The organism is Streptomyces sp. RLA012, from assembly GCF_056270325.1.
Genome location: NZ_JBWDPA010000002.1, coordinates 11,441,561 through 11,458,656 on the forward strand (window position 1 = coordinate 11,441,561; position 17,096 = coordinate 11,458,656).

A 17,096-nucleotide genomic window follows, 5' to 3' on the forward strand; every position below is an offset into this window, starting at 1 on the left:
GCTGCTAGACCCGGAGCACTGTGGATGCTGTCCGCTCATGCTCGTCCGAGCCGGTGTCTGTCGCCGGTGGCACGGTCGGCCGGCGATGTGCTGCTCCAGCGAGTAGATGCAGGGCTGTAGCGGAGTGTGAACGGGATACAGGCGACGCGGACCTGCCGCGCAAGGCCCAGGCCGACAGCCCCAGGGCGGCGCACTGGACAGCAACGTGCCGCACTCGCGACCGAGCAGCAGTCGACGAGGTGGCTATGGATGGCCAGGGCCCGTGTGCCCGAGGCATCCCGTCGGCCTCCGAGCCGAAACTCTCTCGGCACTGGTCGGCCACATAGTAGGGGAGCGAAGTGAGAGAGGCCGCCGCTGGACCGCGGCCAGTTGGCTCGTCCCCTGTCCGACGATATTCGACTTCGCGGTTGCCGCCACGGAGAGCAGGTGGTCAGGGCTCCATCGGTATCGACAGGTGCACCGAGTCGTCGAGACGCTTCGGTGGAGTACTCGACGGCGGCCCAGGTAGTGCAGGCGGCCCGGACGCAGTACATGCGTTTGCGACTTCGCCCCGGCGGCGCACAGGGTGAGCAAGGCGCCCCGACAGCCATTCAGGGAGTGATCATGCCTCGTGGGTCGAGCCCCAAACGGGAGCGGCAGTACGAACACATCAAGGAAAGTGCCGAGCAGCGCGGCGAGAGCACGAAGCGGGCCAAGGAGATCGCCTCCCGCACGGTCAACAAGGAACGGGCCCGCACCGGCGAGTCGAAGACAGCGAGCAGGACGTCCACACAGCACAAGTCGTCGTCCCAGCGGGGCGGTCGGCGTTCGCAGAGGGGCTCTCAAGGTCCTACTTACGATCAGCTGTACGAGGAGGCCAAGCGTCGCAACATCGAAGGGCGCTCGTCCATGAACAAGGCCCAGCTCAAGGAGAAACTCGGCAAGTAGAGCGGGGGCCTGCCGTCTTCGGGTGTCGGTGTCGCACGGGCCTTTGCCGAACTGCCGGGATTAGGGACCACCGACCGGGGAACGCGTGCTTTGACCAGGAATATCCGGAATGTTCGAATGTGGGGAGGATGCCGTGAGTACTGTGAAGGAATCCATCGATGTCGACGTCCCGCTGCACCGTGCGTACAACCAGTGGACGCAGTTCGAGGAGTTCCCGCGCTTCATGGACGGCGTCGAGGAGGTCCGTCAGATCGATGCCGAGCACTGCCACTGGACGACGAAGGTCGCTGGTGCCCGGCGCGAGTTCGACACTGAGATCGTCGACCAGCTGCCCGATGAGCGGATCGCCTGGCGCACTGTGGGCGGCGAGGCTGAGCAGAGGGGCGTCGTCACGTTCCAGAGGCTCGACGACGCGCACACCCGCATCAGCCTGGCCATGGAGTTCGAACCCCATGGCATGGCGGAGAAGGCGGGTGACATGCTCGGTGTGCTCGACCGGGAAGTCAAGGGTGACCTGAGGCGGTTCAAAGGCTTCATCGAAGAGCGCGGGCAGGAGAGCGGCGGCTGGCGTGGCCGGATCAGGCCCGTCGGCACCGACGCCGGGCCGTCCGCCGGGGACACCCCGATCAGGGAGACGCCGCAGTCCCGGATGACCGGTGAAGGGGCGCCGGTCGGGCCCGAGGACGCCTCGCAGGGTTTCCCGGGATCGCTTCCGGCTGACCCGGACGACATGCGGCACGGTTGACCAGCACCCGGCCTCAGGACCGTCACCGCTCCGAAAGGGATCTGGTAGGCGTGTCCACCTGCGGCTACTTCCTGTCCGGCGACGGGGCCACCCCGCCCAGTTGTCTGACCAAGCCGCCGGGATCTGGTGCTCGGTCCAGAAGCCACCCCAGAGGCGACGGTGTCGCCGGGTCGGCGGAGGCAGCGGCCGATCCCGTATAGCTGCTCAATTTCTTGGACGGCTATTGGGACGGGACGGGGGGAGGGGGCTGCCGGGCGGGTTGATCTCGCTCGACTGACCCATGTGCCCCGGTATCCGCGGCCCTTACCACCGCGGCGTCGAGGACTGTCTGCGAGACTGAGAGCTCTGGCCCGCATGGGTCGGCATCGACCGTGCGAACTCCACAGGCGGCGGCTGCCGACGAGAATGGTGCACAGCGATGAGCTGAGAGAGCAGGCGATTCCCGCTTCTGCGAAAATCGGACGTACTACCGCTTGGCCTCTGCGCCGCCACCCCGCAATACAGATCTACCGAGGTTGTCGTGACCAAGCCCGTGGCCCGTGCGCCTCAGCGCCGCAACGCACGATCCAACCGGGCGCGCATCCTGGTCACGGCCCGCCAGGAGCTCGGCCGGAACCCGAACATCACGATGGAGGAGCTCGCGCGAGCCGCCGGTGTCGTGCGGCGCACGCTCTTTGGGCATTTTCCCGGGCGGGAAGCCCTGCGGGTTGCGCTCGCCGACGAGGCGTCTGCAGCGCTGCGGGAGGCGGCGTAGGAAGCGGTGGGCTGGATGAGCCGGCCGAGCGGGCTCTGGCGAGGCTGTTCCTTGGGATGCGGCCCGTGGGAGACAGGTACCGGATGCTCTTGTCGCTGGCTCGCAAGCACTTGGGAGCCGAACGCGTAACGGAGATCCTGGCTCCGATCCGGGACGCGGCGACGGACATTTTGAAAAGGGGACAGCGGGAGGGAGTTTTCCATTCCCACCTGCCACCCGTGGCGCTCAGCGCCGGACTGGAAGCTCTGACCGTCGCCTTGCTGGACAGCGTTAATGACGGGGTACTGGATGATGATGACGTCCCACTCGTCATCGTCCCCCTGACCGCTGCCGGGGTGCCGGAAAAACGTGCGAGTGACGTGGTCGTGGACGTCTCTTCCGTGATCAATGCCAAGCCGGGCTTCGGTAATGGCACATGATCCCGGTTGCGGTCCGGAAGGTGACATCGATGGTGTCGCCGCACTGGTGCCACAGCCGTATCCGGCCGGACGTCGGCATCTCCTTGGCGCCGCGCAGGTCGTCCGGCCGTCGGCCACCCGGTCGGCAGCGCGTCACACCGCGACGGCTTTGGAGGGCAGGTCTTGCTCGGCCCAGACGACCTTGCCGTCCGTTGTGGAGCGGGAGCCCCACCTGCGGGACAACTGAGCGACGAGGAAAAGACCGCGGCCGTTCTCGTCGATGATGTGGGGCTGACGGGGGCGTGGGTGGCTGGTGTTGCTGTCGGAGACTTCGCACGTCAGGACCTGGTGCTGGATGAGCCGTAGGCGGATCGGTCCGCCGCCGTAGCGGATGGCGTTGGTGACCAGTTCACTGACGATCAGCTCCACGGTGCCCACCAGATGCTCAAGCTCCCATTCGCTGAGCTGACGGGCGGTTGCCTGCCGGGCGACGCGGACGGCGGCCGGATCGTTCGGCAGTTCCCAGGAGGCGACCTGAGCCGGTTCGAGTCCGCGAGTCCGCGCAAGGAGCAAGGTGACATCGTCGGCCGGGGACTGAGTCGGCAAGGTCTCGATCACGTGAGAGCACAGGTCTTCCAGGGACGAACCTGTCTGTGCCAGGGCGGCGCCCAGGCGATCCAGGCCCACGTCGATGTCGTCGTCGCGGGACTCGACCAGACCGTCGGTGTAGAGCGCGAGCAGAGTTCCCTCGGGCAGGTCCAGTTCCACGGACTCGAAGGGGACCAGACCGAGGCCGAGGCCGAGCGGGGCCCCGGCGGGCATGTCGGGGAACGTGATATGGCCCTGCGGGTCGATGATCGCGGGCGGGGGATGCCCGGCCCGCGCCATCGTGCACCGCCGGGTGACCGGGTCGTAGACGGCATACAGACACGTGGCGCCCACCGCCGCGGGGAACTGGTCCGGAGCGTCGGCATCTTCCTCGCTCAGCCGCCTGACCGTGTCATCGAGATGCGCCAGCAGTTCGTGGGGAGGCATTTCCATGTCTGCGAGCGTGCGGACGGCGGTGCGCAACCGGCCCATCGTCGCCGCGGCGTTGATGCCGTGTCCGACCACATCTCCGACGACGAGGGCCACCCGGGCGCCGGACAGCTTGATCACGTCGAACCAGTCGCCTCCCACGCCGTGGTCCATGTCAGCCGGCACATAGCGCGAGGCCACATCGAGGGCGGCGCCGCCTCCCACATGGTGGGGGAGCAGGTCGCGTTGGAGCGTCAGGGCCGCGGTGCGTTGGCGGGCGTACTGGAGAGCGTTGTCCAGGCTGAGCGCGGCCCGGGTGACGAGCTCCTCGGCGAGGAGGAGGTCGTCCTCCTGGAAGGGCGTCTGTTCCGTGGAGCGGCCGAACAGCGCCAATCCCAGCACGCAGCGCCGCGCACGGATGGGTACGACCATCAAAGAGTGGATCCCGCTGTCACGGACCTTCTGCGCTCGCGATGGGTCGTGGTCGACCCATGGGCCGGCATGGGTGTCCAGCACCGGTTCCAGGTGAGACCTGCCCGTGCGCAGGGCGGCGGCGAATGACGAGGTCGGGGGGACGTGGACCACCTCTTCGCGCACCGCCGGCAACTCCAGGACACCTTGTTCGGTGGAGGCCACCCCGGCACGGCGCAACACAGGGCGGACTCCAGGACACCTTGTTCGGTGGAGGCCACCCCGGCACGGCGCAACACAGGGCGGTCGCTCGTTGTGCCGATCCGTGCCGAGGGCTCCACGCCGAACGGAACCGACTCCACCAGGTCGACGATGGCGTGGTCGGCCAGCAGGGGCACGGCAAGGTCGGCCAGTTCCTGACTGGTCTGCATCAAATCGAGGGTGCTGCCGATGCGCGTGCCGGCTTCGCTGAGGATGGCAAGGCGCTCGCGCGCCCGCCGATTGCCGGTGACATCCACGCTCATGAAGCACACGCCCAGTGCCTTGCCGTCCGCGTCCTGGAGGCAGAAGAACGAGGCCGAGAACACGTGCGCCCGGCCCCGGTCCGCCGACGGCCACGCCCGGTACTCGTGGACCTTGGTGGGGCCGCTCTCCAGCACCTGCCGCATCACTGACTCGAGCGCTTCCGCCTCGAAGCCAGGGAACAGATCTTTCAGGCGGTGTCCGAACCATCGGTCACGAGGAACGCCAACGTGGCGCTCCATGGCGTCGCTCACCCAGGTACAACGCAGCTGCGGGTCATAGACGGCGATGCCGATCGGCGCGCGGGCCAGGAGCGACTCCCGCACAGCCCCCTTGGACGCCCCCGAGGACAGGGTGCCTATGTCGGTCACGGACACCAGCCACCGGGTGCCGGCGTCCTGCCCCCACAACAGCGAGATCCGCAGCGTCATTTTGATGGCGTGGCCGTCGCGGTGGCGGACCGTCACGGCGCCGGACCAGCCATTCTGGGCACGGCACTGCTCGGCGAACGCTGCAGCACTCGGGGCGTCCTCGGCGGGCGGCAGCACGTGTGCGGCGGACCGGCCCACCACTTCCCCGGCCGAGTACCCGACAAGCTGCTCGGCGGCGTGCGTCCACCCCACCACGGCCCCCTCCGCATCGAGCATCGCTATTGCCGCATCGGGTATCTCTCGGGGGCTCACCGGCTCGGCGAGTGGCGTGTAGTCGGTGTTCGTCATCCGGTTCTTCCCATCGGTGCGGAGGTGTGAGACAGCGTCGGAATGTGCGGCGTCGGGCCGATCTGCAGCCGTGGTGGAACGGTCGTGGCCGGGGGCTGAGGAGCGCCCCGACGGGACCGGCCGCGACGGGCGTGCGATGGAGCGCGCTGCCTCGCCGATGGTTGAGTGGTCCACCGGCGCGACGTCTGCCAGCCTTGGACCACTTTGTCCACTTCTGATGAAATAGTCAGATACGAACGCTTCATCGTCAAGTCCCCCGGAATTGATCAAAGCATCAGATGTGACCGTGCGCTGTCGCATCGTGTGACCGCGGAGTCGGGATGGCCGTCCAGGGTGGACACCTGAGGCGGGTGATGTGATGATGAATTCATCAGAACTGCTGCTCTTATCTATGGAGCATGCCGATGTCAGACCTACGCAGGAACCGATTCGAACGCCGTCGTGCCGAGACCCGCCAGGCACTCGTCCGCGCCGCGCGGAAGATCCTGGCCGAGTCCGGTGGCGTCGGCGCCAGCATCCATGCCATCGCGGAGCGAGCAGACGTGGGCCTCGGCTCCTTCTACAACCACTTCACGGGCAAGCCGGACCTGTTCGACGCGGCCGTGGCCGATGCACTCGAGGAGTACGCCCAAGCCGTCGACGAACGCCTGCACGGCGTCCATGATCCCGCCGAGCGCCTCGCTGGGGGCGTGCGGCTCAGCGCGCGCATGGCCGAGTCGTACCCGGAGATCATGCAGATCCTGTGCCACAGCCAGCTCGGTCGGATATGCGCCGGCGACGGACTGGCTCCGCGGGCCAAGCGCGACGTGGACGAGGGCATGGCCGCAGGCCGGTTCACCGTGGTCGACCCGGTGATCGCCCTGACCGTGCTGAACGGCAGCCTGCTGGCGCTCCTGGAGCTGCGGTGCAACCAGCCCGAGGCCGATGGCGACCAGGCCGCGGGCACCATGGCCGAGATGATCCTGCACATGCTCGGCCTCTCCCCGGATGAGGCCCGTGACCTCGCCCGGCGGCCCCTTCCCGCTGCAGCGTGAAGAGGATCCGGTTGTGACCTTCCCCTCGTAGCGTAGAGACCCTGACTGCAGGGGAAGTTGAGGGTCATGGCAGGCAAGAGGCGGAAGTTCGACGCGGAGTTCCGTGAGGGGGCTGTGCGGATCGTCGCCGAGACCGGCAAGCCGATCGCGCAGGTCGCGGAGGATCTCGGGATCAACGAGACCACGCTGGCGAGTTGGGTGTCGCGGGCTCGCAGGGCCGGCGGGGCCACGGCGACGGGTGAGAGCGAGGAGCTCGCGCGGCTGCGGCGGGAGAACGCGCAGCTGAAGAAGGACAACAAGGAGCTGGCCATGGAGCGTGATGTGCTCAAACGCTGCATGGTCTTGTGGGTGAAGTAGCTGTGGCGGACCCGGCGTTGCTTGTCGGGGTGATCAGCGACCAGAAGACCGTGCACAGCATTTCGCACCGCACCTCCTGTCGGGCCCTGGGCGTGTCGGAGGCGTGGTTCTACAAGTGGCGCCGCAGGCCGTCCGAGCCGACAAAACGCGAGATCAGACGCGCAGAGCTGGCCGAGCGGATCCGTTACTTCTTCGACTGCTCCGGCCGGACGTACGGCTCGCCGAGGATCACGCTGGATTTGTGGGAGGAGGGCTGGCAGGTGTCGCAGAACACCGTCGCCGAGATCATGGCCGAACTCGGCCTGCAGGGCCGCAAGCCGCCTCGTCGACGCCGCTCGCTCACCCGCCCAGGCAAGCGGAAGACCGCTCCTGACCTGGTGCGACGCAAGTTCGACGCCATCGCTCCCGACGTCTTGTGGTGGGGCGACATGACGGAGATCGAGACCGGAGAGGGCAAGCTCTACCTCGCATCCGTCCACGACGCCTTCTCCCGCCGCGCCCTTGGCTACGCGATGGGCGCGCGGCACGACGCCGCGCTGGTCAGCGCGGCCCTGCAGATGGCGATCGCGACCCGGGGCGGCCAGGTCGACGGCGTCATTTTCCATACGGACCGCGGCAGCGAATACACGTCCGAGGCGTTCCAGCAGCTGTGCGGCAGGTGGGGCGTGGTGCAGTCGATGGGGCGCGTCGGGTCGGCGCTGGACAACGCCGCCGCGGAGTCGTTCCACTCGGTCCTCAAGGTCGAGTACATCCACCGGCACACCTTCGCCACCCGCACCGAGGCCCGGCTGAAGACCGCCACGTGGATCGCGGACTTCTACAACACGAAACGCCGTCACAGCGCGGCCGGGGGGAAGCCACCCGCCGAGTTCGAACGGATCATCCAGGAAGCGCGAGCTCGGACCGATCAGGAAGGCCGGGCCGCATAACCAACGTCTCTACGCAACCAGGGGATTGACAGTTGCGCACCGGCCGACTGGCGCCGACTGCGCACCGGTTCCCGCGGCCTGCGTAATAGACCGGGGTGGCTGGTCTCTCTCGCCTGCTGTCGCCGCCCCTCAGTCTCAGAGTTGGATGGGCAGGTGGCGCGGTCCACGGAGCATGGCGTTCTGCCGGTAGGGAGGCGGGTCCTGGACCAGGCGGGCCGTGCCGAGGTGGGGAAGCAGCGCGCCGAGTGCGGTCTCGGCTTCGATGCGGGCGAGTGGCGCGCCGTAGCAGAGATGGATCCCGCTGCCGAAGCCGAAGTGCTGGTTGTCCGGGCGAGTGGGGTCGAACCGGTCGGGCTCGTGGAACCGCTTGGGGTCGCGGCTGCCCGAGGCCAGCGCCAGGATGACGGACGTGCCCTCGGGGATCGTGGTGCCGGCGACCTCGATGTCGGCGAGAGGGATCCTCTCGCGCATGTGGACCGGGGGTTCGTAGCGCAGCAGTTCCTCCACCGCGCGCGGCAGCAGGCCGGGTTCGCGGCGCAGCCGGTCCAGCTCGTCGGGCCGGCGCAGCAGGGTGAGGACGCCGTTGGTGATCAGGTTGACCGTGGTCTCGTGTCCGGCGATGAACAACAGGATGGTGGTTTCCGCCAGTTCGTCGACGGTGAGCCGCAGGGCGGGGTCCGGTTCGTTGACGAAGTCGGAGAGCATGTCGCCGGTGGGACGGCCGCGGCGCCGTTCGGCGAGGTTGACCAGGTACCCGCCCATCTCCTGGCGGGCCTGCAGGCCCGCCTTGTCCCGTTCGGTGGTGTCCTCGTCGGGCCCGATGTCGGCGGCCGCGACGATCACGTCGGTCCATCCCTGGAACAGTGCCTCGTCCTCGCGCGGGACGCCCATCAGCCGGCAGATGACGGTGATGGGCAGGGGGTAGGCGAAGTCGTCGACGACGTCGAACTGCTCGCGGTCCCGGAGCGCATCGATCAGTTCCCCGGTGATGTGGGCGATCTCGCCGCGCATGGCGTCGACCCGGCCGGGGGTGTGCGGCGGCCCGAACGGCCGCATGGTCAGGGTGCGCAGTCTGTGGTGCTCGGGGTCGTCGATCCGCAGGAACGGCGGCCGCCTCGTCTCCTCGGACGACGAGTCGGTGCGGCTGCGCGGTTCGGCACTCATCCGCGGGTCGTGGAGCAGAGCGGCGATTTCGTGGTAGGTGCCGATCAGACAGCTGCCGTCGGCCTGTCGCACCACGGGACCGGCCTCGCGGAGTTCCGCATACAGCGGGTAGGGGTCGGGGCGGTTCGCGTAGTCGGAGATCCGTGCCAGCAAGGTCTCGGAGGCCATGGTGGCTCCTCGTGGTTGGGCGGGACGTGGGTCAGCGCGTGGGCTGCACCACTGTCAGTCGTCGATCGGGCAGGTAACCGGTGAGCGCCACGGTGGGGCCGTGCGACAGCACGCTCGGGTCGGGCACGTCGGACGGAATCGTGACGTCGGCCGCGATCGCACGGTCCGCCGCGCCGGGCGGGGGCGGGAACGGAGCGGCCGTCTCGATCAGGTGCTTGTAGTAGTCGAGCGACTTGGCCATGTCGACGGTGACCGCGGCGGTGACCCGTCCCTGGTAGCCGTAGACCACCGCCAGACGGCGCGCCTCCAGAGAGCCCTGGGCGATGACCACGTGGTCGGAGTAGGTGGGCACGCCCACCGACTTGATGTTGAGCCCGAACTGGGTCGACCAGAACGTCGGGACGGCGAGGTGCGGGCGCCGCAGGGGCCCCGGACTGACCATGTTGTGGGCCGCCACCTCGGCCTGTTCGACCGCGTTGCCCCAGTGCTCCAGGGAGAGCATCTGGTACCCGAACAGCGGGTGCGGGAACCGGGAGACGTCACCGGCCACGAAGACGTCGTCGGTGACTATCCCGTACATGTCGAAGGCCCGGCACCCGGCGTCGCAGGCGATCCCGCGCGGACCCGCCGCCAGCCCGGACTCCGCCAGCCACTCGACGTTGCGGACCGCCCCCAACGCCACCACGCACACATCCGCGTCGACGCGACTGCCGTCGGACAGGTCCGCGCCGGTGAACCGGCCGTTCCCGTCCCCGCGCAGAGCGGTGACCGTCACCCCGGTGCGCAGGTCCACGCCGTGGTTGCGGTGCATGGCTGCCGCGAGTTTCGCCAGGGTGCCGCCGAGCGCGCCCACCAGAGGTGCGGGGCCGCGTTCTGCGACCGTGACCTCGATACCCCGCTCCCGGCAGGCGGAGGCGATCTCCGAACCGGTGAAACCGGCACCGATCACCAGCACCCGCTCCGGCCCGGCGGCCAGCCGCTCGGCCAGCCTCCCGGCCTCGTCACTGGTGCGCAGGGTGAACACGCCGTCCAGGGATCCCTCGTCCCGGTTGGGCCAGGGGCGCGCCCGGGTCCCGGTGGCGATCAGCAGCCGGTCGTACGGCAGCGACTCGCCGTCGGCCAGCATCACCCGTTTCTCCATAGGGTCCACGCCGGTGGCGGCCACTCCCAGTCGCCAGTCGGCGTCCGGGTCCCGTCGCATCGGCAGCGCCGTGGTGTCCGCCGGCGCCTTGCCGAGCAGCACCTGCTTGGACAGCGGTGGCCGGTCGTACGGCGCACAGGGCTCGTCCCCCACCACGGTCAGTGAGCCGGTGAAGCCCTGCTCGCGCAGCGTCTCCGCGGCCCTCAACCCGGCCAGCGACGCGCCGACGATCACGATGCGGCCGTCGCTCAGATCACCGGGCATCGGCGCTCACCCCTTCACCGAGGAGGATGGCCTGGACCGGGCACGCCGCCGCAGCCTGGCGCACGCGCTCGACCTGGTCGTCCGGGACGGCCGTGGCGTACAGCAACCCCTCCTCGCCGTGCAGCTCGAACATCTCCGGCGCGAGGAACACGCACTGCGCATAGCCCTGGCAGCGCGTGAGATCCACAACGGTCTGCATCCTCACCACCTCCTCCGTGGCCTCGTTCCCTCATGTCCAGCATGGGGTCGGACCCGGGCGCCCGCATGCCACGGCTCCGGAGACGGAGATCCCGGGCAGCTCGTCCTTCGGGCGCGAGGGCTCAGCCCAGGGCGTGGTCGAGTCCGACGGCCGCGGCCGATGAGGGAAAGGTGGGTGAACGCCCGTGAATTGCTGTCCTGTTGCTCGTCGGTGTGGCTGATCTCCAGGGTGCAGAGCGCGAGGTGGTCGATGCCGGTGAACATCTTCTTGAAGGCCAGGCGGAGTTCGTCCAGGCGACCGACGCGGTCTGGGCGAGGACATCGAGCTGTTCATGCCGCTGCCGGCCGTGCGAGCCAATTTCGCCGCCTCGACAGTTCCATACGGCGTATGGTAATTCTGGGAAGGTACTTCCATGCGTCGTACGGAAGAGTTTGCTCGGGCCACACCAGGCGCCACACATCGCCTGCATGTGGTCGATGGTGCAGATCGCACCGATCGGGAAGGAAAGATCATGAAGAAGCTCACGAGGCGCGTTGCCGTCACCGCTTCCTCCGTGGCGGTCGCGAGTGTCGCTGTTCTTGGTGCCGGGGGTACCGCTTCGGCCGCGACTTCTGTATCCGCGCACGTCCAGGGTCCGGCCGTCAGTGTCAACGCCGGCGACTACCGCTGGGACCACGGTGTCGGCTACCTGCTCGAACTGGGCTACTCCTGGGACGAGATCCGTGGCTGGTATCACGACGGCCAGGTTGAGATCAGCGTTCGCTGACCGCCGTCCAGCCGGGAGTGAAAGTCGATGGAGTCTTTGAAGTCCGTCTTGCAGGGGGTGGCCGTGCAGCTTGTCATCTCGCGCACCTGCTCGCTGTCCATGTGCATGAGCCTGCGGTACGAGCCCACTGATCCCTATGTCGTCCGTGCCGCCTTTTTCGCCGACACCGACGAGCAGGGCGAGTGGGTTTTGGGGCGTGATCTTCTCGCCGATGGCCTGACGGGTTCCGCAGGCTGTGGGGACATCCGGGTCTGGCCGGCCGTCGGCCGTGGTGACCAAGCCATGTACATCGTTCTCGGGTCTCCCGCGGGGACCGCCTTGCTCGAGGTTCCCGTGCAGGACGTCAGGACCTTCCTCGAGAACGCGGAGGCGCTGGTGCCACGGGGCACCGAGTCCGGACACATCGACTGGGAGCTCGAACTGGCGAACCTGTTCGCGAAAGGCTGAGAGAAGCCTCCCAACCGCCTTGCCGCTGGGGATCTTTGTCCCGGCGGCAGAAGAGAAAGAAAGAGTGGTCATGTCCCAGTACCAGCTTCGTGTCTACACACTGCGCAGCCCTGAGGCGCTCGTCGCCTACGAGAACATCTGGTCCAAGCACATTCCCGGTATGGCCAAGCACAGAATCACGACACACGGCGTCTGGACGGTGCCTGCAGCTTCCGGGAATGAGGCTCCCCAGCTGTACGCCCTCGTTTCCTACCGGGACGCCGACGACGTTCAGGAGCGGCTGGAGGCGTACCTCTCCAGCCCCGAATTCCGCGCGGACATGGAGGGCTTCGACATCAGTCGGATCGTCGGCGTCGCCGAGTCCGTGCTGACGCCCACCGCCGACTCACCCTTGCGGTGACAGGTACCGAGCCGCTGGAAGTCTGCGGCGACCTTCTCGTTCGTGTCGGAAGGCCGCGCAACTCCGCCAAGGGGCTCGCTGGACGGCAAGCGGCATGGACGAGATGGCGAGGTCGAGGGGACGGTTGCAGTTGCCGTGGAGCCGGTTGAGCGCTTATCGGTACGGGCGGCCGACGTCCGGTGGCATGGAGGCCCAGCCGACCGGGGATCAACGCGTACCGGCGGCACCGTGCGCCAGGCTGCTGCCGCGTCCGGAGCTTGGCCGGCCCAGTCATGCGCAGGGTCGTCGTCCGGAGTGCGAGCGAACCGCACGGCGGCATCCAGGGCCCTGGCCACTGGCGGACGCTGCGGTTCCTGGCGTCGCACGAGACCGCGGACCACGCATATCCAGCAGCAAGACTGAGCGCGAGGTGGCGTAGGGCAGGTTGGCCACAGATCGGCCGCCCAGCCGCAGCACACCGCGCATCCGCAGCGGTCGCGTGGAGAAGGTCTTTTCGGGATGTGACGGGCGCCTCCTCATGCACGGCAGCCTGCGCCCGCCCGACCACCGGCCGGCCTCAGGCAGCAACGCTTCAGGACTGCACAATCAATGGCCGGCGCCCTGGCCGTCACCATCGGCGGCGAGTCGGCTCTCCAGACCCGTGATGAGCGTGTCCAGCGCCAGGCGGAAGACGCCGTTCTCGTCACGGCCTGGAGGGGTGAGCCCGTCTTCGCCGACAGTGGGGGGTTTGAGGCTCGCCCACTGGTGGAGCGCGCCCTTGAGCTCGGCGGTCAGGACACCGGTGATGACGGCGCACACGAGGGCGGCGATCTGCGGGAGCTCGGAGTGCGGCACCCCAGCGGCGTCCAGGATCGCGGCGAGCGAAACCCAGAACGGGTCTTCGGGCTGGATGAAGTCCGCCTGGTGGCTGAACGAGTAGGCCATGAGCTTGGGGTGGCGGTGCGCCAGCGTCCGGAAATCCGTGGCGAGCAGGCGGATGCGCTCCTGCCAGGGAGCGTCCTCCAGCGTCACGGTGCGGAACTGGGTGCCGACCATTCTCGCCACGCCGCGCAGTAGGGCGTCCTTGTTCGGCACGTGGTGGTACAGCGACATCGGGTTCGCATCAAGCACGGTCGCGAGTTTGCGCATGGTGAGCGCCTCGACCCCGTCCGCGTCGATGAGCCGCAGGGCGGCGGCATAGATCCCGGCCTCGGTCAGGGGCACCTCTCTCTTCCTGGTTCCCCGCGGAGGACGCTTCGCCTTTTCCATACGCGGACGGTATCAGTTTCATACAGCGTATGGAAATGACCTCGGCCACACGGCGGCATGACGGCAGCTCGTGCGGCCCGGGTTGCGGTCGACTTTCCATACACCGTATGGTACCAATTCCATACGGCGTATGTTTCCGTGGTGCACCCCGGCATCGCCGGCGCCCTTGCCCATCCCCTCGCTGCACAGAGGAGCAAGCCATGACCACACAGTCCAAGAACGACCTGCGACCCATCCGGTCTCCGCGCGGGGTTCCGCTCTTCGGCCACACGCCGCAGATCCCCAGCACCAACCCGGTGGAGTACTTCGGCAAGCTGTCCAAGCAGTTCCCCGAGGGGCTCTACGGCATGGAGATCGCCGGTATCGAGCAGGTCTTCGTCTGGGACCCGGACCTGGTGGCCGAGGTCTGCGACGAGACGCGGTTCTACAAGCAGATCGAGAAGACGCCGCTGAACCATGTGCGGGACTTCACGGGTGCGGGCCTGTTCACGGCCCATCAGCACGAGGAGGAATGGGGCATGGCGCACCGGATCCTCCTGCCGGCGTTCAGCCAGCGGGCCATGAAGTCCTACTACGGGCAGATGCTGGAGATCGCTCAGAACCTGGTGGGCAAGTGGGAGAGCAAGGAGGGTCGGCCAGTCAAGATCACCGACGACTACACCCGGCTGACCCTGGACACGATCGCCCTGTCGGGGTTCGGCTACCGGTTCGACTCGTTCGCCAAGGAGGATCTGCACCCCTTCCTCAACGCGCTGCTGGAGGCGCTGGTGGAGTCGCTGCGGCGCTCGCAGGAGCTGCCGATGATGACCAAGATGCGCAAGGCGGACGACAAGAAGTACCGCGAGAACATCCAGCTGATGCGGGACCTGGTCGAGAAGGTGATCAAGGAGCGCCGTGAGGGGATCGACACGGGTGAGGATGATCTGCTGGGTCTGATGCTGCAGGCCACGGACCCCGACACCGGCAAGGGGCTGGACGACGACAACGTCCGCGACCAGGTGGTGACCTTCCTGATCGCCGGCCACGAGACCACCAGCGGTCTGCTGTCGTTCGCCACGTACTCGCTGATGCGCAACCCGCACGTCCTGGCCCAGGCCTACGCCGAGGTGGACCGGCTGCTGCCGGGCGACACGGTCCCGGACTACGACACGATCATGCAGATGGACGTGATCCCGCGGATCCTGGAGGAGACCCTGCGCCTGTGGGCTCCCATCCCGCTGATCGGCAAGTCCCCGCTGGAGGACACCGTCATCGGCGGCTGCTACGGGCTGAAGAAGGGAACAAGGGTCAACATCCTCGAAGGCCCGCTGCACACCCATCCCAAGGCGTGGGAGCGGCCGGAGGAGTTCGACATCAACCGGTGGCTGCCGGAGAACCGGGTCGACCACCACCCGCACGCCTACAAGCCGTTCGGGAACGGTGTGCGTGCCTGCATCGGCCGACAGTTCGCGCTCACCGAGGCCCGCCTGGCCCTCGCGCTGGTGCTGCAGAAGTTCAAGTTCTCCGACACGACCGACTACAAGATGGACGTGCGGGAGGCACTGACGCGCAAGCCCGGCGACTTCGAGCTGGTCGTGCGGTCCCGTCAGGAGCACGAGCGCACCGTCTTCGGCGTCGCGGACCTGCAGACCGACGACACGCAGCACCAGGCCGCGGTCAGCGGTGTCGGGGTGAACCTGACCGTCGCCTACGGCTCCAGCCTTGGCTCGTGCGAGGACCTGGCGCGCACCATCGCCGACCGCGGCGAGCGCTCGGGGTTCGGCACCACCTTGGTCGGCCTGGACGAGCTGGGTGACAACCTGCCCACCGAGGGCCTGCTCGTCGTCGTGGCTTCCAGCTACAACGGCAAGGCTCCGGACAACGCGCAGCGTTTCGACGAACTGCTCACCGCCGGGCTCCCGGAGGGCTCGCTGTCCAACGTGCGGTTCGCGCTGCTGGGTGCCGGCAACACCCAGTGGGTGGCCACCTACCAGGGCTTCCCGAAGCGGATCGAGGCAGGCCTGCTGGCCGCCGGCGCCACCCGCGTCATCGAGCGCGGCATCGCGGATGCCGCCGGTGACTTCGACGGCATGGCCACCCGCTGGATGGACACCCTGTGGACCACCCTGGCCGAGGAGTACGCCGCCGACACCTCCGAAACCACCGGGCCGCGCTTCGAGGTGCAGCTGCTGACCGAGGCGGAGGTGCGTCCCGCGATCGTCTCCGAGCAGGCCTACCCCCTCACCGTGGTCGCCAACGAGGAGCTGGTCAACGACGCGACCGGGTTGTGGGACTTCAGCATCGAGCCGCCGCGCCCGGCCGCGAAGTCCATCACCATCGAACTCCCCGACGGTGTCACCTACGACACCGGCAACCACCTGGCCGTCTTCGCCAAGAACGAGCCCGCGCTGGTCAACCGCGCCCTCGCGCGGCTCGGCGTCGACCGCGACCAGGTCCTGCGCCTGGACCAGCCCGCCGGCGGCCGCACCCACCTCCCGGTGGGCACGCCCGTCACCGCAGGCCTGCTGTTCACCGAGTTCCTGGAGCTGCAGGACGTGGCCACCCGCTCCCAGATACAGACGCTGGCCGGGCACACCGAGTGCCCTTGGACCCGACCGCAACTGCAGGCCTATTCGGCCGACACCGCCGAAGCCGAGGAGCGCTACCAGACCGAGGTCCTGGGCAAGCGCGTCTCCGTGCTCAACCTGCTGGAGCGCTTCCCCGCGGTCGAACTGCCGCTGGCGGTGTTCCTGGAGATGATGGGCCCGATCCGCCCGCGGTTCTACTCCATCTCCTCCGCTCCGCCGGCCGACCCGCGCCACGTGCGCCTGACCGTGGGCCTGCTGGAAGGACCGGCCCTGTCCGGTGACGGCCGGTACCGCGGCACCTGCTCCTCCTACATCGCGGGCCTCAATCCCGGCGACGTCGTCTACGGCTATGTGCGTGTGCCCTCCCCGACCTTCGCCCCGCCGGCCGACCCCGCCACGCCGCTGGTCCTCATCGGCCCGGGTACCGGCATCGCGCCGCTGCGCGGCTTCCTGGAGGAGCGAGCCCACCAGCACGCGAACGGCACCCAGGTGGGCCTGTCCCAGGTCTTCGTCGGCTGCCGCCACCCGGAGCACGACTACTTCTACGGCCAGGAGATGCAGGCCTGGGAGCAGTCCGGGATCGCCCAGGTGCACACCGCCTTCTCCGCGGTGACCGGCCATCCGGCCCGGTTCGTCCAGGACGCCATCGCCAATGCGGCCGACACCGTGTGGCAGGCCATCCAGGACGGCGCGTACATCTACGTCTGCGGCGACGGCCGCCGCATGGCACCCGCCGTACGCGAGGCGCTCGCCGCCATCTACCGCAAGCACACCGGCAGCGACGACGAGGCCGCCCAGCAGTGGCTCGCCCGGCTCGAAGCGGACGAGCGCTACCAGCAGGACGTCTTCGCCTGACCACCAGACGCCGGGAGGCGTGCGGTCCTCCTGACAGCCGCACCCCTCCCGGCCACCACTCACC

The 17,096-nt window shown here is 68.3% G+C and carries 13 protein-coding genes and 3 pseudogenes; 10 read left to right on the forward strand and 6 right to left on the reverse strand.

Annotation, left to right across the window (positions count from 1 at the left end):
• Positions 1–603: 603 nt before the first annotated feature.
• From RV986_RS52120 to RV986_RS52130, 3 genes and pseudogenes are all read left to right on the forward strand, one after another.
• Entirely contained in the window at positions 604–927 is a 324-nt protein-coding gene (locus tag RV986_RS52120; protein WP_475924098.1) for a plasmid stabilization protein, read from the forward strand.
• Positions 928–1,060: 133 nt separating this feature from the next.
• A pseudogene (locus RV986_RS52125) lies at positions 1,061–1,513 on the forward strand (SRPBCC family protein); the annotation flags it as partial.
• A 679-nt stretch (positions 1,514–2,192) separates the two neighbouring features.
• A pseudogene (locus tag RV986_RS52130) lies at positions 2,193–2,845 on the forward strand (TetR/AcrR family transcriptional regulator).
• Positions 2,846–2,977: 132 nt separating this feature from the next.
• Here RV986_RS52130 and RV986_RS52135 read toward each other — a convergent pair.
• Both RV986_RS52135 and RV986_RS52140 read right to left on the reverse strand, forming a co-directional pair.
• Positions 2,978–4,870, reverse strand: a complete 1,893-nt coding sequence (locus RV986_RS52135; protein WP_475924099.1) for an ATP-binding SpoIIE family protein phosphatase — start codon at positions 4,868–4,870, stop codon at positions 2,978–2,980.
• Positions 4,792–5,793 (reverse strand): annotated as a pseudogene (locus RV986_RS52140) (PAS domain-containing protein); the annotation flags it as partial. The pseudogene RV986_RS52140 and the gene RV986_RS52135, both read right to left, overlap by 79 nt.
• A 98-nt stretch (positions 5,794–5,891) precedes the next feature.
• On the opposite strand from RV986_RS52140, the gene RV986_RS52145 reads away from it, so the two are divergent.
• From RV986_RS52145 to RV986_RS52155, 3 genes are all read left to right on the forward strand, one after another.
• A complete protein-coding gene (locus RV986_RS52145; RefSeq protein WP_475924100.1) occupies positions 5,892–6,527 on the forward strand; it encodes a TetR/AcrR family transcriptional regulator in 636 nt (211 codons plus the stop codon).
• A gap of 66 nt (positions 6,528–6,593) precedes the next feature.
• Complete coding sequence (locus RV986_RS52150; protein WP_102914224.1) at positions 6,594–6,884, forward strand: transposase; 291 nt, start codon at positions 6,594–6,596, stop codon at positions 6,882–6,884.
• Positions 6,872–7,813 (forward strand): IS3 family transposase, encoded by a 942-nt coding sequence (locus tag RV986_RS52155; RefSeq protein ID WP_475915735.1) that lies wholly within the window; start codon positions 6,872–6,874, stop codon positions 7,811–7,813. The genes RV986_RS52150 and RV986_RS52155 overlap by 13 nt, the downstream gene beginning before the upstream one ends.
• Positions 7,814–7,948: 135 nt before the next feature.
• Here the strand turns inward: RV986_RS52155 and RV986_RS52160 are convergent, their stop codons facing one another.
• From RV986_RS52160 to RV986_RS52170, 3 genes are read right to left on the reverse strand one after another with little or no spacing between them, the layout of a single operon-like run.
• Entirely contained in the window at positions 7,949–9,145 is a 1,197-nt protein-coding gene (locus RV986_RS52160) for a cytochrome P450 (protein ID WP_475924101.1), read from the reverse strand.
• Between the two features lie 31 nt (positions 9,146–9,176).
• Positions 9,177–10,550: an NAD(P)/FAD-dependent oxidoreductase gene (locus RV986_RS52165; protein ID WP_475924102.1), complete on the reverse strand. Its 1,374-nt coding sequence runs from the start codon at positions 10,548–10,550 to the stop codon at positions 9,177–9,179.
• The gene (locus RV986_RS52170) at positions 10,540–10,749 is read right to left on the reverse strand and encodes a ferredoxin (RefSeq protein ID WP_475924103.1); all 210 of its coding nucleotides are present in this window, start codon (positions 10,747–10,749) and stop codon (positions 10,540–10,542) included. The genes RV986_RS52165 and RV986_RS52170 overlap by 11 nt, the downstream gene beginning before the upstream one ends.
• Before the next feature lie 511 nt (positions 10,750–11,260).
• On the opposite strand from RV986_RS52170, the gene RV986_RS52175 reads away from it, so the two are divergent.
• The 3 genes from RV986_RS52175 (at position 11,261) to RV986_RS52185 (ending at position 12,362) form a co-directional block, all read left to right on the forward strand.
• A complete protein-coding gene (locus tag RV986_RS52175; protein WP_475924104.1) occupies positions 11,261–11,515 on the forward strand; it encodes a hypothetical protein in 255 nt (84 codons plus the stop codon).
• A 27-nt stretch (positions 11,516–11,542) separates the two neighbouring features.
• A complete protein-coding gene (locus tag RV986_RS52180; protein WP_475924105.1) occupies positions 11,543–11,962 on the forward strand; it encodes an SsgA family sporulation/cell division regulator in 420 nt (139 codons plus the stop codon).
• Between the two features lie 70 nt (positions 11,963–12,032).
• Entirely contained in the window at positions 12,033–12,362 is a 330-nt protein-coding gene (locus tag RV986_RS52185; RefSeq protein ID WP_475924106.1) for an NIPSNAP family protein, read from the forward strand.
• Between the two features lie 585 nt (positions 12,363–12,947).
• Here the strand turns inward: RV986_RS52185 and RV986_RS52190 are convergent.
• A complete protein-coding gene (locus RV986_RS52190; protein WP_475924107.1) occupies positions 12,948–13,565 on the reverse strand; it encodes a TetR/AcrR family transcriptional regulator in 618 nt (205 codons plus the stop codon).
• Between the two features lie 245 nt (positions 13,566–13,810).
• On the opposite strand from RV986_RS52190, the gene RV986_RS52195 reads away from it, so the two are divergent.
• Positions 13,811–17,032, forward strand: coding sequence for a bifunctional cytochrome P450/NADPH--P450 reductase (locus tag RV986_RS52195; protein ID WP_475924108.1), 3,222 nt, complete (start codon positions 13,811–13,813; stop codon positions 17,030–17,032).
• The last annotated feature ends 64 nt before the right edge of the window (positions 17,033–17,096 follow it).